The sequence below is a fragment of the Ruegeria sp. CDSC068 genome, assembly GCF_059610545.1.
On the sequence record NZ_JBXWNV010000018.1, the window covers coordinates 1 to 25,700 of the forward strand.

Genomic DNA, 25,700 nt, shown 5'->3' on the forward strand with positions numbered 1-25,700 from the left:
ACAGGCATCTCCCACCCAGCAAAATCAACCAACTTACCCCCCAACTCAACGTGAAGATCATACAACGGTGTGCGTTTGGGTGCGTCAGACATGGAAGAGACCTTTCCTAAGACCTTGGCAACATTGCCGCATGGATTGCAACGTTATCTCTGTATTGTCGCCAATTGACACCAAGGTTCCTAGGACTGTGCAGCGAGTCAACAGGCTTCGACTGCTGGCGGTCTTTTGGTCCCCCGAGGGCGGCGTTGCAGAGGCATGTATACGGCCGCATGCAGCGGCTTTGTATCCTATAGGAAACTTTTTTCCGTTAGGCAACATCGCATGCGACGTGCCATGGGCAAATTTCTGCGGCGAACAAAAGACAGCCGAGCCATCAAACTGGTTTTTAGCCGCTTTCTGCCAAAGGGCTCTGGCACCGCCCCTGATCCTGCCCTAAGACTTCGCGCAAGAGGGGACGCAATGGCACATATCACACTGGTGCGTCACGGGCAGGCCAACACCACCGCACGTGACGAAGTAAATTATGACAAGCTCAGCGAGCTGGGCCATCAGCAGGCACGTTGGCTAGGTGCGCATCTGCAGAACACACAAGCGTTCTACCCGCGCGTCTATTGCGGAACCTTGTCGCGACACTTGGAAACCGCTTCCAGCATGGGGCTGCCAGAACCCACCCGCGATCCGCGCCTAAATGAGATCGAATACTTCAACATTGCGAAACTGTATGAAGAGCAGCATGGCGTTTCGATTCCAACCGACCGTGAGGGGTTCGTCGAACATTTGCCGCGAACTTTTACCGCGTGGGCCAGGGGTGAGATCGAAGAGACCCCGGAAACCTTTGAGGAATTCGAAACACGTGTCTCGGACGCTTTGCGTGATATCGGAACCGAGGGTGGGCCCGCGATTGTTGTGACCTCAGGTGGGTTGATCTCGATGGTTGTGCGACAGGCCATGGGACTGGACATACCTGCGATGGCGCGGGTGGCTCTTGCCATCATGAACACCTCAATGCATCGTCTGCACCCGATAGGCGCGCAGCTGAGCCCGGTTCTGTTCAACGCAGTCCCGCATCTGGAAGCGCCCGACCGGCAGTTTGCCCAAACGCATCTGTAATCCAAGCCCGGAGGCACTCTGATGCAGCTTTATTATGCTCCCCGCACCATTTCGATCGCCGTTGCCATCGCCTTGGAGGAGGCCGGTCTGGACTATGAAGCGGTCCGTCTGGACTTCGCCGAAGGCGACCAGACCAAACCCGCTTACAAACAGATCAATCCAAAAGGCCGTGTGCCTGCATTGGCGGTTGATGGCGGCATCCTGACTGAAACCGGGGCGTTGCTGGAATATGTCGCTACGGTTGCGCCTGACGCAAATCTTGTCCCCGCCGATCCTGTCATGGCGGCCCGTATGCGCGAAGTGATGTATTATCTGGCCTCGACCATGCATGTGAACCACGCCCACAAGCTGCGCGGAGCCCGTTGGGCCGACAAGAAAGCCAGCTGGAAAGACATGACCGGCAAGGTCGCCCAGACCATGACGGCGTCCTGTGAGTACATCATATCAAACGGTTTGCGCGGACCCTTTGTGTTGGGCGATACGGTCTCGCTGGCGGACGCCTATCTGTACGTGGTGTGCAGCTGGCTGGAAGGCGACGGTGTGGACGTGTCGGCCTTTCCCAAAATCCTCGCTTTCCGCGAGGCGATGGAGGCGCGCGCCTCGGTTCAGACGGTGCGCGCCGCAGGGATGATTTGAATAAAGGAAGACGCATGACACATCTCTGGGTCCGGGCAGAGCAACGCTCGAATGAAGAACGGGTTGGATTGACCCCAGAAGGCGCGGCGTCCCTGATTGCGGCAGGCATCCGGGTGACCGTCGAGGAAAGCCATGTCCGCGCTATTCCGATAGACGGCTACAAAAACGCAGGCTGCGAGATTACGCCCGAGAATTCCTGGCCCGATGCCCCCCTTGATGCCATCGTCTTTGGCCTGAAGGAGTTGCCAGAGGACGGCACCCCCCTGCCCCATCGCCACATCATGTTCGGCCACGCCTATAAGGGTCAGCATTCTGGCCCCGCCCTACTGCAGCGGTTCAAGGCCGGGGGCGGAACGCTTTATGATCTGGAATACCTTGTGGACGAGAACGGCCGTCGCGTCGCGGCCTTCGGGTATTGGGCTGGTTATGCTGGCGCAGCTGTCACCCTGAAAGCATGGGCGGCGCAGCAACGGAATGAGGAATGCCCGCCCGTTGGTGTGTATTCGGGCAAGGACGCGCTGAATGCTGAATTACTGGCCGAGTTGAACGCCGCAGGCGCCAATCGTCCCCGCGCAATCGTGATCGGCGCGCTGGGTCGCGTGGGTGCAGGCGCCGCCGACCTGTGCGAGGCCATGGGCGTCAGTGTCACCAAATGGGACATGGCTGAAACCGCCAGCGGCGGGCCTTTCCCCGAAATTCTGGAACATGACCTGTTTCTGAACTGCATTTTTGCCCGCCCGGGCACCCCGATCTTTGTTCCGCGAGAGGCGCTGACCAACCCGCGCAACCTGACCGCCATTGGCGACGTCGCCTGTGACCCGGACAGCGATTACAATCCGGTTCCGGTTTACGACCGCGCCACCACGTGGGACGCCCCTGCCTTACGTGTGGCGAGTGATCCGGTAATGGACGTCATGGCGATCGACAACCTGCCGTCGATGCTGCCGGTCGAAAGTTCTGAAGACTACGCCGCGCAACTGCTGGCAACTCTGCTGACGTTGAAAGAGATCGAAAGCGGTGTTTGGGGTCGGGCACAGGACGAGTTTCGCAAACATGTCTGAGCCGGTGCACGCATGGAACACTTGATCGGCGGTGCAGCAGCGGTTCTTGGCACGATTTGCTGGCTACCCCAGACCCTGAAAACGTGGCGCAGTCGCGAAACCAAGGACCTGTCTCTGCCTGCAAACCTGCTGATCCTGACAACACTGACATTGTGGTTGGCCTACGGATTGATGATCGCTGCATGGCCTCTGATCCTGGGCAATGTGATATCAATCCTTCTTGTCGGTGCGATCGTGATCGCGAAACTGAAATTCGGCTAAACAGCCATATAGGAGCTTAAGCATGACCATCCATTGGTGTGGCACCGGCCTGTCGGCCATCCCCGGCCTGCGTCGCCTGATTGAAGGCGGGCACAAGGTCACCGTCTGGAACAGGACCATTGAAAAGGCCAAGGCCGAAATCGGAGACCTGACCGACGACATTCGTGCCTTTGACATCGACGCACTGGGCGCAGTGCTGGAAAAAGGTGACGTGATCGTCTCAATGCTGCCGGGCGATTGGCACGTGCCGCTGGCGGAATTGGCCATCTCGAAGGAGGCCAATTTTGTCTCATCCTCTTACATTGCGCCCGAAATGCGGGCGTTGGATGACAAGGCCCGCGAGGCCGGTGTGGCGCTGGTGAACGAGGTCGGGCTTGATCCGGGCATTGACCACCTGATGGCACACGCTCTGATCGCCGATTATCGCGCCTCGGACGCGTTTGATGCGAACAACCACCTGAGCTTTATCTCGTATTGCGGCGGCATTCCGAAGAACCCCAACCCGTTCCGCTACAAGTTCAGCTGGTCGCCTTTGGGTGTGCTCAAGGCCCTGCGTTCGCCGTCGAAATCGATCCGCGATTATGCGCCGCTGGACGTAGCCCGCCCGTGGGACGCGATCAGCAGCTATATCGCTCCGCTGCCCACACCTGAAAGCTTCGAGGTCTATCCGAACCGCGACTCTCTGCCTTTCATGGAAGAATATCAGTTCGAGGATCACTGGACCGTCAAGGAATTCGTCCGCGGCACCTTGCGCCTGAATGGCTGGGCCGATGCGTGGTCGGATGTGTTCAGCGAGATTGAAACCCTGTCCGGACCCGAAGGCGACGCGCGTCTGAAGGAAATGTCGGACCAGTTCTGGGACGAAAACGCCTATGACGAGGGCGAACCGGACCGCGTGGTTCTGTGCGTAGGACTGAACGCCGAGAAAGACGGAACATCCGTCTGGCACAAAACCTATGTCATGGACGCCTGGGGCGACGCGCGCGGCACGGCAATGGCGCGACTGGTGTCTATCCCGGTCTCGCTGGCGGTCGAAGCGATCCTGAATCGTGCGATCGCCGTCGGTGTACATGCGGCACCCAGCGACCCAAAACTGGTGCAGGGTTGGATGGCCGAGATCGACAAGCTGGCGCAGCATTTGCAGGTCGTCGATCACACCGCCTAAATCCACATTCAAAAAGCCACTCCGACATACAGGAGTGGCTTTTATCTTCGTCTCTGTCGCCGGTATCAAACCTGGCTATCGCCACAGCTTCAGATGAACCGTTGGATCGTATCGTCAAGATCGCTGCGGTTTATGCCCAGCTCTGACAATTCCTGATCGGAAAAGCTGTTCAAGTACTGTGCGGCCCGCACGATATCGGCGCTGACCGCACGTAGTTGCATGGCGCGGTCGAACAATTGCAGGGCACTGGTCGTGGGCGGCAATTGCTTGCTTGGCGGGATGACATCAAACATTGGTACTACCTCATAACTGGTTACGCGGGTGCTATCTCCGGCACTTGATTACTGCCGATAAGGCGCGCCGTGATAAACGCTTTGATAGGCGCGTTGCTTGATTTCAGCCCGAGGGACGCCGATGTCGCTCAATTGGCGATCGTTCAACGCCTCTAGGTCGTGGACTGTGTTGGCGAAAATCCTGCGGCGGAAATGCTCGGTTCGGGCCTCAGCATAATCCGCGAACAGCGCAGAAAAAACGTTGCGGTTCGAGGTTATAGTCTGTGTCGCTTCCATGGTCTTCTCCTCCTGAATTTGGATTGCGGTTTTGGTCACAACTCAAATTAAGGAACCGGTTCTTAAGGAGAGAACACCGTTTCATTAAGCTCTGTTAACGAAGCTTTCTGGGTATGATTTGAGGCGGAGGTTTTTAGTTTGGAAAGCTTTGGCCCGTGATGAACGTAGGGCCGTTGGATGCGGAACAGGCGGTGTTCGGGCATCACCAAATTGGTTCGCGGTTCAGCGCAAAGCATGGGCCGCTACGATCGCAGCGGCCCATGGAAATTCTTAGACTTCGTCCGGGTTCGGAACGATCAGTGTCGGGATTTTCGACCGACGCAAGACACGTTTCGCCACCGTTCCGAGGAAGGTGTGCGAAAAGCCGTGGTCATGTGCGCCAAGCACGATCAGATCGCACCCCATCTCGACCGAGCGCCGCAGGATCACCTCGGCTGGGTGCCCGTCGGTGACCTCGATCGAGGTCACCTGATCACGGATCTTGGCGTCATCGCCTTCGAACTGTGCCCAGAACTTGGCTTGCCGTTCGGCCAGCACCTTGCGCACCATTTCATGGCGACGCTGGGCCGCGGTTTTACGCGTCTCTTCGTTCAGGATGAACATGTCCATCGTGATCTTCGCGTCGTCCGACAGGGGTTCGTTCACATGCAGGACGTGAATTTCTGCCCCTGTTGCCATGGCAATGCTGGCCGCATTGCGCATGGCATGACCCGAGTTCTCCGACAAGTCGGTCGCGAACAGGATATTTGTCACCATTTGTTTCATAACATTATCCTTTCAGGTCAGTAGCCCAACAGCCTGGGCAGCCATAGCGACAGCTCAGGGAAGAACGCAATGATGAAGATCGCGATGGTATTAGCGGCCGCAAAGGGCAATGCACGCAACGAGATCTGCTCGATCGTTATGTTCGAAATACCCGATGCGATGAACAGGTTTTCACCCAGCGGCGGCGTCTGGAAGCCGATACCCAGCGTACAGACCATAACCACACCAAAGTGGATCGGGTCGATACCCACCGAATAGGCCACCGGCAGCATCACCGGAACCAGGATCAGGATGGTGGCCAGTGTCTCCATAAACATGCCGACGAACAGCAGGAAGAAGATGATCAGCGCCCAGATCACATAAAGGTTGTCGGTAAAGCTGAGCATCGAGTCCGCGATGATCGCCGGGATCTGGTTTTCCACCAGAAGGCGGCCAAACACGGTCGCTGTGAACAGGATCAGCAGAACACGGCCCGTCAGCCACGTGGTGGCTTCAAGCGACTGGAACAGCGACTGCCATGTCAGTTCACGATAGATGACCACGCCAACGAACAGAGTGTAGAAGATCGCAACGATTGCAGCCTCGGTCGGGGTGAAGAAGCCGGTATAGATACCACCCAGGATCACCAGCGGCGCCATCAGCGACCAGAACCCGCGATACATCTCGCAGGCCACATGACGCAGCGACCAACCTTCGGCCACACCTTTGTACCCACGCTTTTTGGACATGAAGTAGTTCAGGATTAGCAAGCTGGTGGCGATCAGGAAGGCCGGGACAAAGCCCGCGATGAACAGTTTCGAGATCGAAACCGACTGGAAGGTGCCGAACTTTTCAACTGCTTCCAGCGGAGGCGCCATACCGAGCGCGGCAATGCCGAAGATCACCATCGGGATGGAGGGAGGAATAATAATCCCGAGGCCGCCAGAAGAAGCGGTAATAGCAGAGGCATAGCCGCGCTCATAGCCACGGTCGATCATTGCTGGGATCATCAGCATCCCCACGGCCGCGGTTGTTGCCGGGCCCGAGCCCGAAATGGCGCCAAAGAACAGACAGGCCATAACCGTTGCAGCCGAAATACCGCCGGTGAATGGACCAGCCAGACTTTCAGCAACATTGATTAGGCGTTTTGAGATACCGGCGGCCTCCATAAGAGCCCCCGCTAGAATAAATGCAGGCAGTGCCATCAGTGGGAACGCACCCACCGAGGTAAATGCAATCTGCACGAACTTGATTGGGTTTTCGCCCAAGTAAAGGAACGAGAACAGCGATGCCACACCCAGCGCGACCGTGATCGGTGCGCCGATGAGCAGCAGTAGAAGAAACGATCCAAATAGGATTGTGACGATTTCGGATTCCATGGTTTTTCCTCCCTGCCTCAGTCGCGCTTAGCTGCTTCGGTGGCAGCTTTGATTTCATCAAGGTCGATCTGGTCAGGATCATGGATGTCTTCACCTTTGATCAGGCGGCGATAGTTCACCTGAATGATGCGCACGGTCATCAACGCAAAGGCCAGAGGCAGAACCATGTAGACATACTTCATCTCGATACCCAGGGTCTGGGATTTCCAGAACTTGTTCATCTTGTTGAAGACAAAGTCCGTCGCCAGATACAGGAAGTAGACGTTGAAAAAGAGCCAGAAGAGATCGGCAAAAGCCTCGATATACTTGATGTAGCGTTCGGGCAGGAACTTGAACTGGAAGGTCACCCGGTTATGCGCGCCTTTCAATGCCGCATAGCTGGCGCCAAAGTAGACAAACCAGACGAACATGTAGACTGACAGTTCTTCGATCCAGCTATACGAAAAGCCAAAGACTTCCCGCGCGATGATCTGTACAAACAGCAGACAGACGAAGCCGGATAGCAGGATCCGGCAGATGATACTTTCGATATTGTCCAGAAATTTCCAGAACATTGCGGAATTCCCTCCTCCCTGAGATGAAAAGAGCGCCGAAGCGCTCTTTTCCTTTTCTCTCTTTGGCGATTATTGCTGGACGGGCTCGCGGCCGATGGCCTCGAGGACCGTGTTCAGTTTCTCGACGCCGCCGATGGACTCATAGAACTGAGGCCATACTGCACCGGTTGCCAGTTCGATGAACTCGGCCTCATCGTTCTCAGGATCGATGATTGCCATGCCTTTTTCGGTCAGCTCTTCTTTGATCGCAGCTTCAGAGTCACGCAGGAACTGAGCGGAAATCTGAGTTGCTTCCTGACCGGCTTCCAGGATGATCTTCTGGTCTTCTTCGCTCAGACCCTGGAAAACAGATTCCGAAACGATTAGCGGTTCGATCGAGAAGATGTAACGCAGGTTGGTCACGTGGTTCTGGACCTCGTAGAACTTCATTGCGTTGATCGTCAGGTAAGGGTTGTCCTGACCGTCGACAACTTTGGTTTGCAGACCGGTGAAGGTCTCGGACCATGCCATCGGAGTCGGGCTGATACCCCAGGACTTGTAGGTTTCGATCATGATTTCGTTCTTGGGAACGCGGATGATCAGGTCCTGCAGGTCAGCAACCGAGCTGACAGGTTTTTTCGAGTTGGTCAGACGGCGGAAACCTGTGTAGGTCCAGCCGATGATGCGCACACCTGCGTCACGAATGGTGTTTTCCACCAGTTCCTGACCGATCGGGCCTTGGGTCAGCTTTTCAGCATCTTCCAGCGACAGGATCACATAAGGCAGAGTGAATACACCAACCGAAGGCGAGAACGGCGTGATGTTGTTGATCGCCAGCAGCGACATGTCCAGCGTGCCGATTGCGGCCTCGTTGACGGTGTCCTGCTCGGAACCCAGCTGACCGTTCAGGAACAGTGTAGCTGTGTGCGCGCCACCCGATTTTTCTTCGAGTGCCTTAACGAAAGCCAATCCGAGGGCTTCTTGTGCGCTGCCTGCACTATCGCCAACAGCAATCTTGAAGTTTTTCGCGTCGGCTGCACCAGCAACCATTAGTGCCGCGACCGAAACGGCAGCAGTCATGGTGCCAAGCTTTTTGATGAATGACATAGATGTCCTCCCAGTTTTATCATGTTTCGAGGTGCGCGCTGACCTGGGGAGAGATGGCCAGTCCGATTCTACCTCGGCTTTTTCAGAGTAGCTTGTGAAATGTGTTTCTATGTTGCCATTCTTTGCGCGATAGGTTTCACATATATCGAACCTTACGAATTGGGTAGAAAATGGTTGCCTCACGCATCGGCGACAGCGACATCCGATTGCTGCGCGTTTTCAAGACGGTTGTGGAAAGTGGTGGTCTGTCCGCAGCCGAAGTTGAGCTGAATATCGGCAAATCCACCATTTCAAAGCATGTTACTGATTTGGAACTGCGATTGGGCTTAAAACTGTGCACGCGCGGTCCTGCGGGTTTCGCCCTGACAGAAGACGGCGCAAAAGTGCTGCAAGCAGCAGATCACTTGCTTGTGTCCGTGTCGCAATTTCGGAACGAGGTCAGCGAGATCAAGGAACAGTTGGGGGGAACGATCCGCATTTCGCTATTTGATCAATGTGCGTCAAACCCGGATTCTCGGCTTGCCCGCGCTATTCATCGGTTCAACGAAGCCGCCCCCTCGGTCCAGATCGAATTGTCCCTTGAGCCGCCAAACGTGATCGAGACCATGGTCATCAGTGGCCAGCTCGACATCGGAATTATCGCGCTGCATCGCCCTTCGACGAGTCTTAACTATGCTCCGTTATATGGCGAGAACATGTTCCTGTATTGCGGCCGAGAACACCCCCTGTTCGAAATACCAGACCGGGAACTCAGGACCAGTGACCTGCTCAGGTACAACTATGTTGGGCTCAGCGTGAACTCTCCGAACCTGATCGTCGGTCAGCAACTGGGTTTCAAACGGTCAGCAAAAGTTCAAAGCGAGCAGGCGCTGGCCATACTAATCCTGTCAGGGCGATACATAGGTTATTTGCCTGATCATCTTGCGCAGGACTTTGTGGACCAGGAAAAGATGCGGATGGTGTTGCCGGGCGAAACGCAATATCGAACCCGGTTTGCAGCAGTGACCAGAAAGCAACCTGAACCAACACGGGTGACAAACCTGTTTCTGGAAGTTTTGCAGAGCGAGCATTCGAAACCCTGACAACTGCCGGGCTGGCACAACACGAGCCAACTGTGGTGAAGACGTGGTTCATCACATCCTGTCAACGGCCAAACGCGAAATCAGGTTCGCATTTTTGGCGTTGCCAAAAACTTGTGACTTCCTGCCACATCACTGGTGCTCGCCTTCATCTCACTTACATGCGCCTCACCAAAATGAGGCGGACAAATGATAGACGACGATCCCCAACCCGTAGGGTATTACGACACGCACGATATATGGACCCTGGACCCAACGCCCGCGGACCAGTTGGTCTATGATGCCTTTGCCTCGGGCGTCGTCGATCTTCTGCAAGTGTTGGATGACAACAAGACCATGATGTCACGGGACGTTTACGCAAGACTGTTCGCCTCGCTGTTGGATCTTTCCCGAACTTTGGGAGAATACGAAGATGGATGGAAGCCGGACTAGGGGACGATTACCAAGAACCCGCTGTTCCAATGCACGGTACGGGGTGGCGGTTCAGGCGCCGCCCCGTACCTAAAGACTAGTTAGCTTGCGGTTGCGTTCCCAAGCGCGTTCAACAGAGTGTTCAGATTGTGCTGGAACATCGCGAGATAGCTGGTGGCCGGACTACCGCGTTCCGACAAGGCGTCTGAGAAAAGCCGTCCACCAATCACGATGCCGGTTTCATCCGAGATTTGCTGAATCAAAGTAGGGCTTGTGATGTTTTCAACAAACAGCGCCGCAGCACCATCCGCCTTCAGTTGATCAATCAGAACAGCAAGATCCTTGGCTGATGGCTCTGCCTCGGTGTCGATGCCAACCGGCGCAAGGAAAGTCAGTCCGTAGGCGTCTGCCAGATAACCAAATGCGTCATGTGCAGTCACAACCGTGCGGCGATTGGCAGGCAGGCCTGCCAGCTTCGTCTTGGTTTCTGCATCCAGCGCCTCAAGCTGCGCAATATAGGCCGCAGCATTGGCAGCGATTTCTTCGGCGTGCTCGGGCATCGCCTCTGTCATCACGTCGGCGACATTGGTCACATAAATCATGCCATTCGACAGCGAGTTCCAGGCGTGGGGGTCGATTTTGCCCTCGACTGTGACAGGCGTGATACCATCGGTGGCAACGTGCACGGTTGCGTCAGTGCCCGATTCAGCGATCAGCGTATCGGACCATGTCTCAAAGCCCAGACCGTTGACAAAGATGATATCCGCCTGGGCAACGGCCTTCGCATCTGCAACCGAAGGCTGATACACATGCGCATCCGCATCCGGGCCCACGATTGTCGTAACTGTGGCCAGATCGCCCACGACCTCTTCGACCATGTCGCCGAGGATCGAAAAGCTGGCGACGATCTTGACGTTGTCTTCTGCCGCAACGGTCGGCAATGCAGCCAAAGCAAACGACACAGAGGCGATGCCGGCATAGAGTGACTTCACAAGAGTCATTGTGCTCTCTCTTCTTGTTGAATATGGGCAATGGGGATGTCTTTGGAAACAGACGGTTTGCGCATTCGTCTGCCAAAACCAAGGGGACCGAAAATGGCCGAGAACAGAAAGAACCCACCGGCAACCAAAACGATCGCCGGGCCGGACGGCGTGTCCGGGAACAGGTAGGACAGGGTCAGGCCGATCCAGCAACTGGACAAGGCAAACAGAAAACCCAGGACCAGTTGCCCGGTGATCGTACTGGCCCAATAGCGCGCCGCAGTTGCGGGCAGGATCATCAAGCCAACGGCCATCAACGTTCCCAGTGTTTTGAACGCGGCCAGCAGGTTCAGAACCAACAGCAGCATAAAACCCTGATCTACCAACCACGGTCGGCGCGTCTGCGTTTCGAAGAAAACCGGATCGCAGGTGCTGACAATCAGCGGACGAAGCAGAACGGCGAATGCCAGCAATGTTACTGTCGCCACCCCGCCGACAAGGACCATCGACGCGTCGTCGATCCCAAGGATTGATCCGAACAGGAAGCTTTTTAGTGGAACTGCGGACCCTGCTGCAGACAGGATAAAGATACCCACCGCCAATGCGATCAGATACAGCGAGGCAAGGCTGGCATCGCTGCGCAGGATTGTCCGGCGTGCAAGAAAGGCGGTCAAAATGGCGACGCCAACACCCGCGATAAGCCCTCCGACCAGCAGTGACATGACTGACAAGCCTGCCGTGACAAAGCCGATGACGATGCCTGGCGTAATCGCATGGGCCATGGCCTCACCAGCCAGCGATAGGCGACGCAGAACAAGAAATGCCCCCACCGGCGCGACCGAAGCCGACAAAACCGTGGTTGCCACAAAAGCGCGACGCATGAAGGCAAAGCTCCACATTTCGACGATCAGGTCATACATTGGCGTGCTCCGGTGTTGAATGGGTGCCACGGAACATCCAGGACGCCTGACTTTCCGAGAGGTATCCTTGTGCAACCAGCCGGTCTGGTGTCAGAACGTCATACACCGGTCCGTGGGTCGCCTCTTGCCCGCCCAAAAGCAGCGCGTGGCTGCAATAATCCAGCACCGAGGAAAGATCGTGCACCACCAAAACCACCGCGCGCCCCTCATCGCGCCATCGGCGGATAATCGACAATAGATGTGCTTCGGTACTTTGGTCGACTGCGGCAAACGGTTCATCCAGCAGGATCAGCGGCGCGTCCTGCATGATAACCCGCGCGAACAGCGCGCGCTGCAATTGCCCACCTGATAGCATATGCAGAGGCCGGTCAGCGATATCCAGTACCCCGGCCTCATCCAGCGCGGCGGCCATCCGGTCGCGCGCGGCGGCGTCCAGCCCGGTACGATAACCAAACCCGCGCCAGGCCCCCATCGCAGCAAGATCCCTCACACGGATGGGAAATCGGCGGTCGAACTCGGTCATCTGCGCCAGGTACCCGATGTCACCAGGACGGCCCTGCGGCCAAGTCAAACTGCCCGAAAGCGGATCCATCAAGCCCAGCAACATCTTTACAAAAGTGCTCTTGCCCGACCCGTTTGCACCAAGAACGGCAAGGGTCGTTCCGGCCGCAATATCCATGGAGAGGCGGTGAAACAATGTCAGGTCGCGGTAGCCCAACGTCAGATCGCGGATTTGTAAAACGGCCGACATCAAATCACCGCGTAAATCGCGAGCCACAGGACCGCCGACAGCGCCAGAGCCCCCTCGACCAGCACCGGAACGCTGAATTCTGTCAGACACTTACCCCTTTGGGTGTCAGCTTTTTGCAATGACAACGGCAACGCCTCCTGTGTTTGGACAGGGGCAAAGCGAGCGCAAGGTCGTGCACGGTATGGACCGCTTGAAACATTGTCATCTCCCTCTGGGACACCCCGCCCAGGTTCATAAATTTCGGATGGCAGGTCTCCTGACTTGCGGGTCAAAGCTATCCCGATCCTTCCCAGGCTATTGCCCAGTGGACGATCTCGGGTCGCTCGCCGCCTACAGTTGCGGGGGCAGTCACGGAATTGGCCTTTTTACAGAACCGCACCGTATTCCCTTTTATCCCTGACCGCAGAATACAGTCGGGAACCATCGCGAGGACAAAATACGAATTGATTTGATTCGACAAGAGCGCAAACCTGTGCGGGATGGCTATTCGTTCCAGTACCGGTTGACTACGGAGGACGCGTTAGACATGAGACAACGGTGGATACTACACGAGCCCCGCTTCTTACAGCTTCAGACGCACGCCAACGGTCTTTTTGACTGAATTTATTCTGCCCGGACTTTTTTTGTCTGCAGTGGGATGATTTGAGTCTTTGACATTGCAGGTTATTCGCCTGACGGGGTGCCGATGTTAAGCGATTGATCTATTTGATCGATTGCCGTCTGAGCGGGGTGTTTTGGATAGTCTGACGCCGGTTGCGGCAAGGTGCAACCGCGGTTGTCGAACTAAGTTAAAGTGTTTGGTTTGAGGAAGAAGCGGATTTTCGCAAAACAGTAGCCAAACTTCCGATAAGCGGGACAAAGCTGACTAATGCCGCGATGGCGCAAAGGTCTGCTTTCGGAAGCGATCAGATGCACCTGAACGGAGGCTACTGATTTACCGGTGCCAGTTTCTGGAAGTTGTGATCCCACTCTGTGATTGACATGGATGAGCAACGTGTTCTGATCGGCTTGCCTGACGGAAGGTGCCAACTCGTCAGGGCAATCGCTCTAAGAAGCGTGCGCGTCAACACAGGGGCAGAGCTTTTGCGGATAACTCTCTGGGGCAACTCACGATCAATAAGCCTTGTCGTTTTGCCCATTATTAGTGGACTTTGGTTGGCGATAGGCGTGGGCATCATAAGTGCACTGACCCCCAACTATTCGCATATCGACCAATTCATGAGCGCACTCGGGGCTGTAGGGGCCCCCTTGGCGACGTGGACCAACTATGCCGTCTTCATACCGACAGAGATTTGGCTTCTGGCGTTCCTCGCAAGACTAAACAGTTGCCTCCCAGGCAGCAGGACAAAACGAATCTCGATATTGCTTCTATCCGCTTACGCCATTCTTTTGATACTTGCCGCCTTTCTGCCTTGTGATGCGGGGTGTGATAGTCGAGGCAGCGACGAGAACATGACAAGCACGTTGGTCCATATTGCTCATATGGCAATTGCGGTGACGGCTTATCCGCTTGCGTTGATCGGTTTGCTGATCCTCAGCCTGACTGCCCCACCAAATTCGCTTCTGCGGCGCTTGGCGCCGCCAGCTACAATCGTCGGCTTCTGTTTGTTTATCACAATTTTCTTGATGCCAGTAACACAAGGCTTATTCCAACGCCTCCTCGAAGCATGGATCTACTTCCAATTTATATCGCTGGGACTATATGCTGCTTCAATTTTGCCTCAAAACTGACCTTCCTGCGGTGTGCAGCATTGGCCAAAGTGGGCTCAGAGCGATCGTTCTCTGCCCCCAATTTGGATGACAGCCATCAGCTCGAAGCCGTCATTCCTTACATCCTGCCTCGGAGATAGCAGTCGTTCCATCAAGGAACGGTGTTGGTAGAGCAGGCCACCTTCTGGACATTCGCTGTTTGCGCAGTATTGGCGGCCACGAATGACAGCAATGCGCAGATGGTGAACCTTGCAAATTCTAGTGGGAAGTCAGCTCCGAGCCCAAAGCGTCGGCGCAATTTCCATAGCTCTGCCTGCCCTGCAAAATGGTTGCAGCCAGGGCTTGAAATGAAGACTCGTTATCCTCGGTTTTACGCCGTTCCCTTCAAATAGTGTTGTTTTCATTGACACATTGCCTTGCATGCGATCCGCTAAACTACGTCATCTGTTTTAACGCAAGGATTTGATGTCATGCCAGAATCACTCAACCTGCATAAATTTGAAAACCTAAGTCCTTTCCAAATCAAAGACGAACTTATTAAGTTGGCGCAAAAAGAGGCGCGGCAGATGGCTCTGCCATACCTCAATGCCGGTCGAGGGAACCCTAACTGGATCGCCACTAAAGCGCGGGAGGCGTTTTTCCTTTTAGGGCAGTTCGCTATGACAGAAGCTCAGCGCCATCGCAATGAGCCGCAGGTCGGTTTGGCCGGGATGCCGCAAGGGCCAGGCTGTTATGACCGGCTAAAAGCATATTGTTCCAAATCGGTTGAAGGAAACGGCCCTCCAGGTGCGGAAACTTTGGTGGCCGTAGTGGATTTTGCGATTGAGAAATTTGGTTTTACACCGGACGATTTCGTGCTCGAGTTGACCGACGGTATTGTTGGCGACCACTACCCGATGCCCGACCGGTGCATGGAGCACAACGAGGCGATTGTCCACGAATACGTTATGTGGGCGATGTGCGCGGGCCACCGACCGGATGCGAAATTCGATATCTACGCGGTTGAGGGTGGAACCGCTGCGATGTGTTACATCTTCAAGGCACTCAAGAACCAGCGGTTGCTGAATGCCGGCGACACCATTGCGTTGGGTACACCGATTTTCACACCCTATCTGGAAATGCCGGTACTTGAAGACTATGGGCTGAACACAGTGGATGTATCTTCGAAAGAAGAGGACCACTTTCAACTGAACGACGATGATTTCGAACTTCTGTCCGATCCGAAAATCAAAGCGCTGTTTCTGGTTAACCCGGGCAACCCATCATCTGTTGCAATCAGCCCCGAAGTCATGACCAGGCTTGTTGAGTTCGTAAAAACCCGCCGTCCGGACCTGATCATTTTGACTGACGACGTTTACGGGACCTTTATTCCAAACTTTCAGTCGGTCATGGGGCATCTGCCTGAGAACACCATCGGGGTCTATTCCTACTCCAAGTATTTTGGTTGCACCGGATGGCGTTTGGGTGCGATTTTGGTGGCCGAGAACAACATCTTCGACAAGATGATTGCGGAGGCTACGGACGAAACCAAGGCCGTCGTCAACGCCCGGTATGAAACGTTGACGCCTGATCCATCCTCGTTCAAGTTCATCGACCGGATTGTTGCCGACAGCCGCGATGTTGCGCTGAACCACACCGCAGGTCTGTCACTGCCGCAGCAGGTGATGATGACTTTGTTTTCACTGGTCGAGCTTATGGACGAAGAGAAGGCCTATCAGAAATTCTGCTGGGGTATTCTGAAGCATCGCTTTGACGAATTGGTCGAAGGGATGGGCATTGAAGTTCAAGATAACCCGCTATTCGACAAATACTACGGTATCATCGACTTCGAATTCTGGCTCCGTAAATACGTGGGAGAAGAGGTGGTCGAGTGGATTAAAGAGAATGTCCACCCGCTAGATATATCCTTCAAACTGGCTCAGGATCACGGGATCGTTTTGCTGAATGGATCGGGCTTTGACGCGCCCAACTGGTCAGCGCGGGTATCGTTCGCCAATTTGGATGATAGTGCTTACCGCCAGATCGGAAGAGCGGTGCGCGCGGTGGCCACGGGTTACGTGCAGGCCTACCGTGCCTCGAAAGGACTGCCGTTGCACGGTTGAGATCTAGCAATAGCAAAGAGGAACGGATCAGCGTGATGGTTTGCACAAACGCTGATCCCACCCGTCCAGGTTAGGACCCCGGTTGTCGCGCCCATTTCCGGTTTGACTCACGGAACAAAAGCCACAACCAACGGTCCCCAGAGCGTTAGAAAGATGTTAGCCACGGCATAGGTCATGGTGAAAGCTGGTGTGGGAGTCGAGTTTCCGGCCTTTTCCAATAGTGTCGCAAAACCGGGATTGCCCGAGCGTGATCCGGTCACAACCGCACAGGCCTCAATCGGGTTTTTAATACGCAGGGCGAAATAGTTGATTGGGAACTGCACGATCATGGGCATCAATGTAACCACCACACCCAACAGCAACAGCGTGATCCCATATTCCTGAATCGCTTCTAGTGCGGGCTTGCCTGCATTGAGGCCAACGACACCAACAAACACAGCTAATCCAAAGCTCTGAAGGAAATTCGCGGCCCCTCGGTTAATGCCGCCGATCTTGGGTCGCCGGATGCGCATGTAGCCGATGATCAACCCTGTAACTAGGCAACCGAGACCGGACCCCAAAGCCACTTTGGTTCCTGCGATGACAAAACTGATCTCTCCTATCAGAAAGCCGATGGCGACGCCGATCCCCAATGCAATGAAATTGGTTACCGAGGCCGAAGGCGGAACGTAGCCCGCAACTTTCGCAACTCGATTCAGATCGTCCTTGTGACCGACAATACTGACCTCGTCACCTGCGTGTATCTCGGTGTTGTGCAGGACAGGGACATCATGGCCCATGCGGGTGATCTTTGAGATGTGAACGCCGCGCCTTTGATCCGCTGTCAGAGCCTCGCTCAATTCTGCCAACGTTTTGCCGGTCAGTTTGCGGTTGGTGACCACTACGTTGCGACGTTCCTCTACAACCGTCAGTTCAGGAGGATACTCTCCGATTTCACCACTGGCGCTACCCTCGAAATGGGTCAAAGTCGCTACGAGGCCGGAGACGACCACAACGTCTCCTGCATTGACTATTGTTTCAGGATTCGGATCCACAGGAGCGCCATCGTGGAGTAACCGTTCGACGATCAGATCACCATCATAACCGCTTTCGATGTCTTTGACGGGTTTTCCGGCAATGGTTGCATCGGCATTTACCTGATAGGCTCGGGCGTCAAACCGGTTCATAGGAAGGAACTCACCTTCCTCTAGTTTGCGACCGCCGCCGCTGAGTTTCTGAGCCAGCTTAATCGCTTCTTGTCGCAGGTCGACACGCATAATGATTGGAATGACACTAACTGCCAATATTGGGCCGATCGAACCGAAGATATAAGTAACCGAGTATCCTACGGCGATGTTGGTTTTTAACTTTTCCGCCTCGTCTGCGGCCAGCCCAAGCAGATCGATGGCATTTCCAGCGGTGCCGATGATTGCAGATTGTGTCAGACCACCAGCGGCCAATCCAGCCGCCAACCCTTTATCCAAGCCGGCCAACCGGGCAACAACAATAACAAAAAACAACCCCCAGAGGGTCATCATAAACGCGGCCAGTAATTTGGTCAGGGCAGTTCGGTTCAAGGCCGCAAAAAATTGAGGCCCGCCATTGTAGCCGACCATAAATATGAAGAGGGAAAAGAAAACATTCTGAACATCGGTACTGAGGTTGATACCGCCGATCTGGCCAATGAAGACCGCCACCAACAATGTACCAGCGATGCCCCCCAGTTCGAACTTGCCGACCCGAAACTTCCCTACGCCGTATCCCAGACCCAGACAAAGAAACAGTGCCATGATCGGGAAGGCGCGCAGTTGTTCTGTAATCAATTCCATTGTGAAATCTCCCGCGTCCCAACGGTGGTCCTTTCCGTTCAAGATACAGCGCCTTACTGTATTGAAAACAAAAAATTTAGACGATGGGCGTCGTGCGGGCTTTTCGAAAGTAATTGGAACAAACTTTTTGAAGAGCAGATTGTTTTCTGACCCGGTCTACAGGAATGAAGCCGCAAGTTTGAACCTTGGGCGACTGTGTACAGGACACCGTCTTCATACACGCAGTTAAGTCTTCAGTCTCTGCTCTCAGACAATTCCAGTTCCGAGAGTATGGCCGCGTTGTTGGCGTGAAACTTTTCTTGGGTCTATTGGAAGACAACCAACAAATTTACGCTGGAGAAAAGACGGTCATCCAGGCTGGCAGCTTTTTCCGCTGACCCGCCAAGTGCGCCTCAAATCCAATGTCCGCTTCGGGCTGCGACCGGTCAACTGTACACGCAGCACCCAGACGGCTAAGCAATGGCGGCTCGGGGCCCAAAGCGGGCGTCTTCAGCATGCTTTCTTTGCTAAGACCTGTTTCTGAAAGCGATGGATTAGCGCTGTTCGAAACCGGACTTTGTCACACCATCCTTGCCAATGCAGCTTCTGGTTCATCACTGGACCGCATGGGTAAGAAAGGAGTCGATTCAGAGTACAACCACTTAGGGAACTTTATTAAAAATCATTTATCTTGAGTGAACCATGCAAGTAAGTTGACGCAGGGTAAACCTTTGTAATTCTTAAGAAAATCATGAAATTTTGGTTTCAAAACAAATACTTCAAAACCGAGCGACCAAGGCCTAAGCCAACTAAAGCAGTTTAATTCCGCGCCAAGACGTCCAAATAGCCACCAGCCCTTGAACTTCAACCGTGCCTGCGCGGGCGTGAGTTTCGCCCGTGAGGCCCCTATTCAAACAGGATGGTCCCCATGAATTTTCTTCTGCGTGGTAGCCTGGTTACTCAAATCACCATCGGTCTTGTCGCCGGTGTTCTGCTTGCCACCCTTTGGCCTACTGCCGGGTCAGCGGTCGGCCTGCTTGGCGACTTCTTCGTCGATGCATTGAAAGCTGTTGCACCAGTTCTGGTGCTGATCCTGGTTTGTGCTGCGATCACAAACCACAAAAAAGGCAGCGAGGCGCGTATGGGCCCCGTGGTGCTTTTGTATATAGTCGGAACCTTCGCAGCTGCACTGGTTGCGGTTGCAGCCAGCTACATGTTTCCGGTTACTCTGCATTTGACAGGTACGCCCGAGCTTTTGGATGCTCCGGACGGTTTAGCTGAGGTGGTCAGAAATATCCTGCTGAAAATCGTGGACAATCCGGTGAATGCTTTAGCAACCGCTAACTATATCGGCATTCTCGCCTGGGCCGTTGGCCTGGGGCTTGTTTTCCGTCACGCCAGCGACTCGACCAAGACCTTGATGTCGGATCTGGACGGCGCGATTACCAAGATCGTCGCAGCGATAATCCGGGTGGCTCCAATCGGCATATTCGGCATCGTGGCCTCGACTATTGCTGAGACCGGCTTTGAAACACTTGCAAGCTATGGCCAACTTCTGGCGTTACTGCTTGGCTGTATGATTTTCATGGCGCTGGTTGTGAACCCGCTGATCGTGTTCCTGCGCATCCGCAAGAACCCATATCCGCTGGTTTTCACATGCCTGAAAGAGTCCGGGATTACCGCTTTCTTCATGCGCAGCTCGGCCGCCAATATTCCGGTAAACATGGAACTTTGCCGCCGTATGGATTTGGATGAAGAGACGTACTCAGTCACTATCCCAATCGGTGCTACGATCAACATGGCCGGTGCTGCGATAACCATCACAATCATGACGCTGGCAACCGTTCATACGATGGGAATTCAGGTTGATTTCGTCTCGGCTGTTTTCCTGAGCGTCATTGCTTCGATCGCTGCCACTGGGGCTTCGGGCGTAGCAGGCGGATCACTGTTACTGATCCCAATGGCCGCCAGCTTGTTTGGCATCGACAATGCAACGGCTATGCAAGTGGTGAGCATCGGCTTCATAATCGGCGTGCTGCAAGATTCTGCAGAAACCGGTTTGAACTCGTCGACCGACGTTCTGTTCACTGCGGCGGGATCGTTTCAACAAGGCGACCCTTACCCACGTAAATTGCCTGCGGCACAGCCCACGGCTTAGCCACTACGTAAAACACTTCAACCGGTGGCACTGGTCACCGGTTGAAGGACAGATTGGTCCGCATGTAAGACTTCCGAAACCGTTGCAGTGAACGAACGGTTCCGGTTTGGGCCAATTTCACGGATTTCAATGCCCGGTTTCGGGAAATCACGCTGCACAGCGGCGACGGAACCGGCACTTTGCCGGTCCATGGAGGCAAAATTCGCCGCACCAGCATCAGGCGGCTTTGTCCGCATGGCGGTCTTTGGCACAAGCTGGGGCGAACGGCGGCTTTGTCCGCAGAGCGGACACTCATGCAAGCTGTAGTGAATGGCTGCTTCGAGCCCAATGCAGTCGTCGGTTTTTTGCCGCTTGGTTCGGCATAGTGGACGGAAATCTTACCGTGCTGTACCTATGCGTTGATTGCTGAAAACCGCTTAGGCGAAGGCGTAATCAGAAAGGTTCCTGAATGGCAACTCAAGAATTAGAAACGCTCCCAATCATAGGCGAAAAACAAGTTGCAAGCCTGCTGGAATGGCAACCGTTGATTAACGCAATGGAAACAGCACTGAGTGAATTTTCGGCTGGCAAAGTTGCACAGCCTGTTCGCCAGATTGTTCCTGTTCCGGGGCACGACGCTATCATCGCGGCAATGCCTGCCATAGGAACCGCAATGGCGGTCAAAATCGTTACCCTCTACCATTCAAATGCCGGGACGGACATTCCCACTCACCAAGGCGTTATCCTTGTCCTGGACAAGGAAACCGGTTCTCCGCTCGCTCTGCTTGATGGTCGGTTGATTACTGAAATGCGCACAGCTGCAGGTTCGGCTGCTGCCGTTCGAAAACTGGCTCCTAAATCGGTAGATGTCGTTACGATTATGGGTAATGGCGTTCAGGCTGAAGCGCATGTCGACGCCTTGGCAGAGGTGATCGAATGGAAAGAATTGCGGTTGTGGGCGCGTGATGAAACCAAAGGGCGTAAAGTTGCGGACCGTGTTGGAGCTACTTTTTTTCCGGATGCGGAAGCCGCAGTTCAAGGCGCGGATATTGTGGCCTGTACAACAGCCGCAAAGCAACCAATCCTGCAGGGTGCCTGGCTGAAACCTGGCGCGTTCGTGACAGCAGTCGGGTGGAACACGAGCGAAGGGCGCGAACTTGATGACTCTGCCATGGATCATACGGTCATCGTTGAGTCGTCAGAGGCAGCTCGTGATCAGGCTGGAAACATCAGGGGAGCCAACTGTGCAATTTTCGCTGAAGCAGGCGAGATCTATTCGGGCCTGAAGAGCGTTCCCGAAGGCTCTACGGTAATCTACGATTCCGTTGGAATTGCAATTATGGATGTTGCCGCAGCAAAACTCGTCTACGATCTGTGGCTGGCCGCTCAAGAATGATTATGAGTGCCACACTACTTTGCAAACATAACGCTAAAAAGGTTTGGGTTCTGTAGTTTTGGGATTACTCCTGCCGATCGCCGTGGCCTTATCCAAGGGCAGCTCTGGGTCGGAAGCGCCAGTCAAAGCCGTATGAATGACGGGAAAGTCCGCAAAGCGGATACTCATGCCGAGCGCAGCGAATGACAGCTTCGAGCCCAAAGCAGAAACGCCATGCGATTAAGCAGAAGAACCTGCTAGCACCAAAAATCAGTGGTCAACAATCTTACTCAATTTCCGAGGATCGCGCCCAGAGATTGATTTCCTCTTCCGAGCTTACCTCGTCAATCTTAGCGAGTTCCGCTTCGGTAAATTCCAAATTCTGGACCGCACCTACGCAATCCACGATCTGCTCAGGACGCGAAGCGCCAATAAGGGCTGTCGTAATCCGGTCACCTCTCAGCACCCAAGCAAGCGCCATCTGAGCTAATGATTGACCGCGTGACGCCGCTATATCGTTTAGAGCCCTGACACTCGTCAATGAACGTTCGTTGATCATGCCGTCCAATAGAGACTTGCCTTGGGTCGCACGACTGTCTTCGGGAATGCCGTTCAGATACTTCGATGTCAAAATACCCTGGGCAAGTGGCGTGAACGCAATCGATCCCACGTTCAATTCGTCAAGCGTATCCAACAGCCCGTCCCGCTCAACCCAACGGTTGAGTAGGTTATACGACGGCTGATGAATCAGGCACGGCGTGCCAAGGTCTTTCAAGATGGCCAGCGCTTCGCGCGTTCGTTGCGAGTTGTAGCTTGAAATTCCGACGTAAAGTGCGCGCCCAGAGCGCACTATATAGTCTAAGGCCCCCATAGTTTCTTCCAGAGGGGTATCTGGATCGTAACGGTGGGAATAAAAGATATCTGCGTATTCTAACCCCATCCGCTTGAGCGACTGATCACAAGAGGCCACAAGATACTTTCGTGATCCCCACTCCCCATAGGGGCCCGGCCACATATCATACCCTGCCTTGGTAGATATGATGAGTTCGTCCCGATAGCCTGCGAAATCAGTTTTTAAAATTTCACCGAATGCTTCTTCCGCCGATCCCGGCGGCGGGCCATAGTTATTTGCTAAATCAAAGTGCGTTATACCCAAGTCAAAAGCAGTGCGGCAGAGATCGCGCTTTGTCTGGTGCGGGGTATCCCCACCAAAGTTGTGCCATAGCCCAAGGCTTATCGCGGGTAGCTTTATGCCAGACTGCCCACAACGGCGATAGACCATTTGCTCGTAGCGGTCCGGATTAGGAAGAAATGGGCGTGGCCGAGGCTTCGGGGGGCGTTGTAATTTGCTCATCTGCCCATAATCCGAGATCATCACCCCGTGTCAATTCAACGAGATAGTAATCGGCAATCAGCGAAGCCTGCCGTATAGACGGAACATGCCTCAGGCATTGCCAGCGCAAATTGTCAAACTGCAAACTAGTCCTCGAATAACGCGCGAACCTTCGACATGTCATAGGCATGTTCCGTCAGGTTTTCAGGATCCCATTCGCTCCGCTCAGCTTCAAAAAAATCCCCGCCGTATACGTGGATTGCTCCGGTCAACTTGGGGATAGGGTTTGTAACCGAGTGAATGAGGTCCTTACCAAGGGGAGCATATTCACCCGTCGACAATGCTTGAGCCCCCGCCGCTTCAATGCGTCCGTTAGGGTCATCTGCTACGCGCCGCCAAAAAATGTTATCTTCTCGACCACCATAAATACCGATCACGGCCCACATTTCGTGATTGTGGGGCATTATGGTCATTCCTGGCTTCCATACGACGTTGACGATTGTCAGATCACCTGACTTGTAAATGGGAAAGATACCGCTTTCGGTCGGCTCTCCCAAGGCTTGCGTCACGCCCGCGGGATCGCGCATCGCCCGGTCCACCACCTCAGCCACCGATTTGTGAGACGCGTCCTGATCTACTGCGGTCCGGCAGTCCGCTACAAACTGTTCCATGTTCCACATATCTTCAGCCCCCAATTGCATACGATAAATGCAACAGGGTAGCACATGCTGTAAAATAGACGAAATTGGGACCCAGATTGTAGCTGCATGGATCGGGCATCTAAGACTTCCAATGACTGCTTGGCTTGCTTAGCGTTCTTTCGCCAGATCGGGGCGGATGTCTAATTTGCGGAACCATCCGTCGATTGCATCGCATATATTAGGCTGTCTGTTTGCTTAATCGAAAATGCGTTCGCCCTGCTCGTCGATCACCTGTTTCGCCTTTGCGATGCTGAAGCTTTCGCCCTGATCCCGGGTCTCAAAAACATCCGCCCGGATCACTGTATGGGTCTTGCGATTTCCGCCGATGGTCTTTTCGATACGGGCTAGAAGGCGGTACTTGCCACCTTCGGGCATAAGGTCCGGAAAGATTTCGAACCCTCTGTAAGAGACTGGCTCCAGCTCCGACTTTTCACCACCACCGAAGAGTTTAGAGAAGAGGGACATTGGGCGGCTCCTTTCAGCGTTGCTATGACGGGAGACTAGCGCCGCTTAGGACAGGCGTGAAGCATGTCGTGCTATCACAACATTTGCCTTCGATCCGTTGGCACGCTCCTTGCGTTGCCTAGTACGTCCAGATCCGCGGTAGAAGTCCATTCCCCACACCACGCTCCCTTGTAAGACTGTCCAGACCGCCATTCTTACACGCCGCCGCCGACGACCGCTTTGAGCCCAAATGAGACTAGAGTTTACCCCGTTTTACCTATTTTAAGGAACTAACTCAGGCTCTTGGCAGCACTGATTACACAATGCGACCATAGACAGCCGGATGGGTCACTTGGTTAACCGATCTTCTGAGTATACGAGAGGGTCTATGATCGCGACTATGTCGCTTCCACTGTCCTCCAAGCCAAGTCTTTCGCAAAGCCGTGCAGAAGGAATGTTGCCCGGAGCGATGCCTGTCTTGAACCCTGTGGCCCCAAGCTTTTCATGCGAGTGAATTAGAGCTATCGCCCCCAAGACTTTTGCAATGCCCTCGCCCATGCGTTCAGGTTTGGTCGAGAGCTGCCCCCATTGTGCGCGACTACGCAGCCGACTGCTGGAGGGATGACACAGAACTGAACCCGCAGTTGCGACTGGGGCACCTGATTTATCAACGACGACCATAGCAAATCCGGGCCGAGACAATCCGCGCATCACCGGACCTATTGGCGGTAAAACACCGTGGCTCAACGCGACTTCTGCGAAAGCTTCAAGCCATTCTGGCGGAGAGCTACGATCAATCACTCGTATGGATAAATCTTCGGGCAACGCCTGAGTTGCGACCACTTGCCGAGCGGCTTCGACACAGTTCAGACCGCCAAGATAGCAAGCAATCGTGTCGGTCTTTAAACCCTCGCTTTCAATTCGTTCGCGCGCCAACGCAACCTCCTCACGCGGTATGCTTTCTATCGCCGTGATGCCAAGAATTCGGGCCATTGCGACGGCATCATCCAACGCCCCGCTATATTCGTTGGCAATCTGTATACCACGCCCATGGCTACAAAACCGAGGGTCATCACCCAACAGCTGCATAAGATGCTCGCCCATGGTTGACATGCGTCGTTGTGCTTCACTTCCGAATACTTCCATGAGATTTTCCTCGAAGTACCACATGACAGTTCGGAGATGATCGTTTGATAGGGGTCGTGTCGTCAAGCGGACGTCACGCGCAAGACTGCGACACAAAGAGGATTTTGGGAAAGGGCGAATGGCAGCTATGTCCGCAATGCGGTCTCTCGGGAAAATTTAGCAAACGACCGCATTGAGCCCAAAGCGGTCAAATGTTCAGCAAAGCCCTTGCCGCCGCAGCGGAACACGGCATTCGCCTGACAGTAGCAATGACAGTATC

At 54.4% G+C, this 25,700-nt stretch carries 28 protein-coding genes and 1 riboswitch; of the genes, 12 read left to right on the top strand and 16 right to left on the bottom strand.

From position 1 onward, the window contains the following. Positions 1-459: 459 nt before the first annotated feature. Genes AC2FID_RS21915 through AC2FID_RS21935 form a run of 5 tightly spaced genes read left to right on the top strand, consistent with a single transcriptional unit; the run spans position 460 to position 4,233 of the window. The gene (locus tag AC2FID_RS21915) at positions 460-1,110 is read left to right on the top strand and encodes a histidine phosphatase family protein (RefSeq protein ID WP_496838700.1); all 651 of its coding nucleotides are present in this window, start codon (positions 460-462) and stop codon (positions 1,108-1,110) included. 21 nt (positions 1,111-1,131) lie between these two features. Beyond that, positions 1,132-1,746 (top strand): glutathione S-transferase family protein, encoded by a 615-nt coding sequence (locus AC2FID_RS21920; protein WP_496838702.1) that lies wholly within the window; start codon positions 1,132-1,134, stop codon positions 1,744-1,746. A gap of 14 nt (positions 1,747-1,760) precedes the next feature. Next, positions 1,761-2,807 (top strand): saccharopine dehydrogenase, encoded by a 1,047-nt coding sequence (locus AC2FID_RS21925; protein ID WP_496838704.1) that lies wholly within the window; start codon positions 1,761-1,763, stop codon positions 2,805-2,807. 12 nt (positions 2,808-2,819) lie between these two features. Then, positions 2,820-3,068 carry a SemiSWEET family sugar transporter gene (locus tag AC2FID_RS21930; RefSeq protein ID WP_058273753.1) on the top strand — a complete coding sequence of 83 codons (249 nt, stop codon included), beginning with the start codon at positions 2,820-2,822 and terminating at the stop codon, positions 3,066-3,068. Between the two features lie 22 nt (positions 3,069-3,090). Continuing rightward, positions 3,091-4,233 (top strand): saccharopine dehydrogenase family protein, encoded by a 1,143-nt coding sequence (locus AC2FID_RS21935; RefSeq protein WP_496838706.1) that lies wholly within the window; start codon positions 3,091-3,093, stop codon positions 4,231-4,233. Between the two features lie 89 nt (positions 4,234-4,322). On the opposite strand, the gene AC2FID_RS21940 is transcribed toward AC2FID_RS21935, so the two are convergent. The 6 genes from AC2FID_RS21940 to AC2FID_RS21965 all read right to left on the bottom strand — a co-directional run bounded on the left by AC2FID_RS21940 (position 4,323) and on the right by AC2FID_RS21965 (position 8,565). Next, positions 4,323-4,526, bottom strand: coding sequence for a DUF1127 domain-containing protein (locus tag AC2FID_RS21940; protein WP_058277394.1), 204 nt, complete (start codon positions 4,524-4,526; stop codon positions 4,323-4,325). A 48-nt stretch (positions 4,527-4,574) separates the two neighbouring features. Then, positions 4,575-4,802 carry a YjiS-like domain-containing protein gene (locus tag AC2FID_RS21945; RefSeq protein WP_109310857.1) on the bottom strand — a complete coding sequence of 76 codons (228 nt, stop codon included), beginning with the start codon at positions 4,800-4,802 and terminating at the stop codon, positions 4,575-4,577. A 270-nt stretch (positions 4,803-5,072) separates the two neighbouring features. Further along, on the bottom strand, positions 5,073-5,567 hold the full coding sequence (locus AC2FID_RS21950; RefSeq protein WP_496838709.1) for a universal stress protein: 495 nt from the start codon (positions 5,565-5,567) through the stop codon (positions 5,073-5,075). A gap of 17 nt (positions 5,568-5,584) precedes the next feature. Further along, positions 5,585-6,925: a TRAP transporter large permease gene (locus AC2FID_RS21955; RefSeq protein WP_058273758.1), complete on the bottom strand. Its 1,341-nt coding sequence runs from the start codon at positions 6,923-6,925 to the stop codon at positions 5,585-5,587. Between the two features lie 17 nt (positions 6,926-6,942). Next, complete coding sequence (locus AC2FID_RS21960) at positions 6,943-7,479, bottom strand: TRAP transporter small permease (protein WP_058273759.1); 537 nt, start codon at positions 7,477-7,479, stop codon at positions 6,943-6,945. A 69-nt stretch (positions 7,480-7,548) separates the two neighbouring features. Next, complete coding sequence (locus AC2FID_RS21965) at positions 7,549-8,565, bottom strand: TRAP transporter substrate-binding protein (protein ID WP_058273760.1); 1,017 nt, start codon at positions 8,563-8,565, stop codon at positions 7,549-7,551. A gap of 170 nt (positions 8,566-8,735) precedes the next feature. On the opposite strand from AC2FID_RS21965, the gene AC2FID_RS21970 reads away from it, so the two are divergent. Together AC2FID_RS21970 and AC2FID_RS21975 are read left to right on the top strand one after the other, a co-directional pair. Next, complete coding sequence (locus tag AC2FID_RS21970; RefSeq protein WP_108861888.1) at positions 8,736-9,647, top strand: LysR family transcriptional regulator; 912 nt, start codon at positions 8,736-8,738, stop codon at positions 9,645-9,647. A gap of 186 nt (positions 9,648-9,833) precedes the next feature. Further along, a complete protein-coding gene (locus AC2FID_RS21975; protein WP_108861889.1) occupies positions 9,834-10,076 on the top strand; it encodes a hypothetical protein in 243 nt (80 codons plus the stop codon). Between the two features lie 80 nt (positions 10,077-10,156). Here the strand turns inward: AC2FID_RS21975 and AC2FID_RS21980 are convergent, their stop codons facing one another. The 4 genes from AC2FID_RS21980 to AC2FID_RS21995 are packed head-to-tail and all read right to left on the bottom strand — an operon-like array spanning position 10,157 to position 12,831. Next, a complete protein-coding gene (locus tag AC2FID_RS21980) occupies positions 10,157-11,056 on the bottom strand; it encodes a metal ABC transporter solute-binding protein, Zn/Mn family (RefSeq protein ID WP_282121290.1) in 900 nt (299 codons plus the stop codon). Then, positions 11,053-11,955: a metal ABC transporter permease gene (locus AC2FID_RS21985; protein ID WP_496700063.1), complete on the bottom strand. Its 903-nt coding sequence runs from the start codon at positions 11,953-11,955 to the stop codon at positions 11,053-11,055. Before AC2FID_RS21985 ends, AC2FID_RS21980 begins: the two co-directional genes overlap by 4 nt. Next, positions 11,948-12,706 carry a metal ABC transporter ATP-binding protein gene (locus AC2FID_RS21990; protein ID WP_496781049.1) on the bottom strand — a complete coding sequence of 253 codons (759 nt, stop codon included), beginning with the start codon at positions 12,704-12,706 and terminating at the stop codon, positions 11,948-11,950. Before AC2FID_RS21990 ends, AC2FID_RS21985 begins: the two co-directional genes overlap by 8 nt. Beyond that, positions 12,706-12,831, bottom strand: coding sequence for a hypothetical protein (locus AC2FID_RS21995; protein ID WP_496838712.1), 126 nt, complete (start codon positions 12,829-12,831; stop codon positions 12,706-12,708). The genes AC2FID_RS21990 and AC2FID_RS21995 overlap by 1 nt, the downstream gene beginning before the upstream one ends. Positions 12,832-12,935: 104 nt before the next feature. Further along, positions 12,936-13,146, bottom strand: a riboswitch (cobalamin riboswitch). A 541-nt stretch (positions 13,147-13,687) separates the two neighbouring features. On the opposite strand from AC2FID_RS21995, the gene AC2FID_RS22000 reads away from it, so the two are divergent. Both AC2FID_RS22000 and AC2FID_RS22005 read left to right on the top strand, forming a co-directional pair. Further along, positions 13,688-14,437, top strand: coding sequence for a DUF998 domain-containing protein (locus tag AC2FID_RS22000; protein WP_496838713.1), 750 nt, complete (start codon positions 13,688-13,690; stop codon positions 14,435-14,437). A 449-nt stretch (positions 14,438-14,886) separates the two neighbouring features. After that, complete coding sequence (locus AC2FID_RS22005; protein WP_496838715.1) at positions 14,887-16,518, top strand: bifunctional aspartate transaminase/aspartate 4-decarboxylase; 1,632 nt, start codon at positions 14,887-14,889, stop codon at positions 16,516-16,518. Positions 16,519-16,625: 107 nt separating this feature from the next. On the opposite strand, the gene aspT is transcribed toward AC2FID_RS22005, so the two are convergent. Together aspT and AC2FID_RS22015 are read right to left on the bottom strand one after the other, a co-directional pair. Next, the gene (aspT, locus tag AC2FID_RS22010) at positions 16,626-18,326 is read right to left on the bottom strand and encodes an aspartate-alanine antiporter (RefSeq protein WP_496838717.1); all 1,701 of its coding nucleotides are present in this window, start codon (positions 18,324-18,326) and stop codon (positions 16,626-16,628) included. A gap of 328 nt (positions 18,327-18,654) precedes the next feature. Next, positions 18,655-18,822 carry a hypothetical protein gene (locus AC2FID_RS22015; protein ID WP_472722275.1) on the bottom strand — a complete coding sequence of 56 codons (168 nt, stop codon included), beginning with the start codon at positions 18,820-18,822 and terminating at the stop codon, positions 18,655-18,657. Here AC2FID_RS22015 and AC2FID_RS22020 point away from each other — a divergent pair. From AC2FID_RS22020 to AC2FID_RS22030, 3 genes are all read left to right on the top strand, one after another. Then, positions 18,821-19,000 (top strand): hypothetical protein, encoded by a 180-nt coding sequence (locus AC2FID_RS22020; RefSeq protein WP_472722276.1) that lies wholly within the window; start codon positions 18,821-18,823, stop codon positions 18,998-19,000. The genes AC2FID_RS22015 and AC2FID_RS22020 overlap by 2 nt on opposite strands. A gap of 233 nt (positions 19,001-19,233) precedes the next feature. Further along, the gene (gene sstT / locus AC2FID_RS22025) at positions 19,234-20,463 is read left to right on the top strand and encodes a serine/threonine transporter SstT (RefSeq protein WP_496838719.1); all 1,230 of its coding nucleotides are present in this window, start codon (positions 19,234-19,236) and stop codon (positions 20,461-20,463) included. A gap of 448 nt (positions 20,464-20,911) precedes the next feature. Next, a complete protein-coding gene (locus AC2FID_RS22030; RefSeq protein WP_496838721.1) occupies positions 20,912-21,838 on the top strand; it encodes an ornithine cyclodeaminase family protein in 927 nt (308 codons plus the stop codon). 265 nt (positions 21,839-22,103) lie between these two features. On the opposite strand, the gene mgrA is transcribed toward AC2FID_RS22030, so the two are convergent. From mgrA to AC2FID_RS22050, 4 genes are all read right to left on the bottom strand, one after another. Next, positions 22,104-23,171, bottom strand: a complete 1,068-nt coding sequence (gene mgrA / locus AC2FID_RS22035; RefSeq protein ID WP_083445396.1) for an L-glyceraldehyde 3-phosphate reductase — start codon at positions 23,169-23,171, stop codon at positions 22,104-22,106. A gap of 125 nt (positions 23,172-23,296) precedes the next feature. Continuing rightward, positions 23,297-23,821: a cysteine dioxygenase family protein gene (locus tag AC2FID_RS22040; protein ID WP_496838723.1), complete on the bottom strand. Its 525-nt coding sequence runs from the start codon at positions 23,819-23,821 to the stop codon at positions 23,297-23,299. Positions 23,822-24,046: 225 nt separating this feature from the next. After that, positions 24,047-24,316, bottom strand: coding sequence for an HlyU family transcriptional regulator (locus AC2FID_RS22045; RefSeq protein ID WP_496737577.1), 270 nt, complete (start codon positions 24,314-24,316; stop codon positions 24,047-24,049). A 327-nt stretch (positions 24,317-24,643) separates the two neighbouring features. Then, positions 24,644-25,441 (bottom strand): GNAT family N-acetyltransferase, encoded by a 798-nt coding sequence (locus AC2FID_RS22050; protein ID WP_496700054.1) that lies wholly within the window; start codon positions 25,439-25,441, stop codon positions 24,644-24,646. Positions 25,442-25,700: the final 259 nt, after the last annotated feature.

Coding starts and splice junctions, on each gene's coding strand:
- AC2FID_RS21915 (WP_496838700.1), top strand. CDS start 460: ATGGCACATATCACACTGGTGCGTCACGGGCAGGCCAACACCACCGCA.
- AC2FID_RS21920 (WP_496838702.1), top strand. CDS start 1,132: ATGCAGCTTTATTATGCTCCCCGCACCATTTCGATCGCCGTTGCCATC.
- AC2FID_RS21925 (WP_496838704.1), top strand. CDS start 1,761: ATGACACATCTCTGGGTCCGGGCAGAGCAACGCTCGAATGAAGAACGG.
- AC2FID_RS21930 (WP_058273753.1), top strand. CDS start 2,820: ATGGAACACTTGATCGGCGGTGCAGCAGCGGTTCTTGGCACGATTTGC.
- AC2FID_RS21935 (WP_496838706.1), top strand. CDS start 3,091: ATGACCATCCATTGGTGTGGCACCGGCCTGTCGGCCATCCCCGGCCTG.
- AC2FID_RS21940 (WP_058277394.1), bottom strand. CDS start 4,526: ATGTTTGATGTCATCCCGCCAAGCAAGCAATTGCCGCCCACGACCAGT.
- AC2FID_RS21945 (WP_109310857.1), bottom strand. CDS start 4,802: ATGGAAGCGACACAGACTATAACCTCGAACCGCAACGTTTTTTCTGCG.
- AC2FID_RS21950 (WP_496838709.1), bottom strand. CDS start 5,567: ATGAAACAAATGGTGACAAATATCCTGTTCGCGACCGACTTGTCGGAG.
- AC2FID_RS21955 (WP_058273758.1), bottom strand. CDS start 6,925: ATGGAATCCGAAATCGTCACAATCCTATTTGGATCGTTTCTTCTACTG.
- AC2FID_RS21960 (WP_058273759.1), bottom strand. CDS start 7,479: ATGTTCTGGAAATTTCTGGACAATATCGAAAGTATCATCTGCCGGATC.
- AC2FID_RS21965 (WP_058273760.1), bottom strand. CDS start 8,565: ATGTCATTCATCAAAAAGCTTGGCACCATGACTGCTGCCGTTTCGGTC.
- AC2FID_RS21970 (WP_108861888.1), top strand. CDS start 8,736: ATGGTTGCCTCACGCATCGGCGACAGCGACATCCGATTGCTGCGCGTT.
- AC2FID_RS21975 (WP_108861889.1), top strand. CDS start 9,834: ATGATAGACGACGATCCCCAACCCGTAGGGTATTACGACACGCACGAT.
- AC2FID_RS21980 (WP_282121290.1), bottom strand. CDS start 11,056: ATGACTCTTGTGAAGTCACTCTATGCCGGCATCGCCTCTGTGTCGTTT.
- AC2FID_RS21985 (WP_496700063.1), bottom strand. CDS start 11,955: ATGTATGACCTGATCGTCGAAATGTGGAGCTTTGCCTTCATGCGTCGC.
- AC2FID_RS21990 (WP_496781049.1), bottom strand. CDS start 12,706: ATGTCGGCCGTTTTACAAATCCGCGATCTGACGTTGGGCTACCGCGAC.
- AC2FID_RS22000 (WP_496838713.1), top strand. CDS start 13,688: ATGGATGAGCAACGTGTTCTGATCGGCTTGCCTGACGGAAGGTGCCAA.
- AC2FID_RS22005 (WP_496838715.1), top strand. CDS start 14,887: ATGCCAGAATCACTCAACCTGCATAAATTTGAAAACCTAAGTCCTTTC.
- aspT (WP_496838717.1), bottom strand. CDS start 18,326: ATGGAATTGATTACAGAACAACTGCGCGCCTTCCCGATCATGGCACTG.
- AC2FID_RS22020 (WP_472722276.1), top strand. CDS start 18,821: ATGCTTTCTTTGCTAAGACCTGTTTCTGAAAGCGATGGATTAGCGCTG.
- AC2FID_RS22015 (WP_472722275.1), bottom strand. CDS start 18,822: ATGCTGAAGACGCCCGCTTTGGGCCCCGAGCCGCCATTGCTTAGCCGT.
- sstT (WP_496838719.1), top strand. CDS start 19,234: ATGAATTTTCTTCTGCGTGGTAGCCTGGTTACTCAAATCACCATCGGT.
- AC2FID_RS22030 (WP_496838721.1), top strand. CDS start 20,912: ATGGCAACTCAAGAATTAGAAACGCTCCCAATCATAGGCGAAAAACAA.
- mgrA (WP_083445396.1), bottom strand. CDS start 23,171: ATGAGCAAATTACAACGCCCCCCGAAGCCTCGGCCACGCCCATTTCTT.
- AC2FID_RS22040 (WP_496838723.1), bottom strand. CDS start 23,821: ATGGAACAGTTTGTAGCGGACTGCCGGACCGCAGTAGATCAGGACGCG.
- AC2FID_RS22045 (WP_496737577.1), bottom strand. CDS start 24,316: ATGTCCCTCTTCTCTAAACTCTTCGGTGGTGGTGAAAAGTCGGAGCTG.
- AC2FID_RS22050 (WP_496700054.1), bottom strand. CDS start 25,441: ATGGAAGTATTCGGAAGTGAAGCACAACGACGCATGTCAACCATGGGC.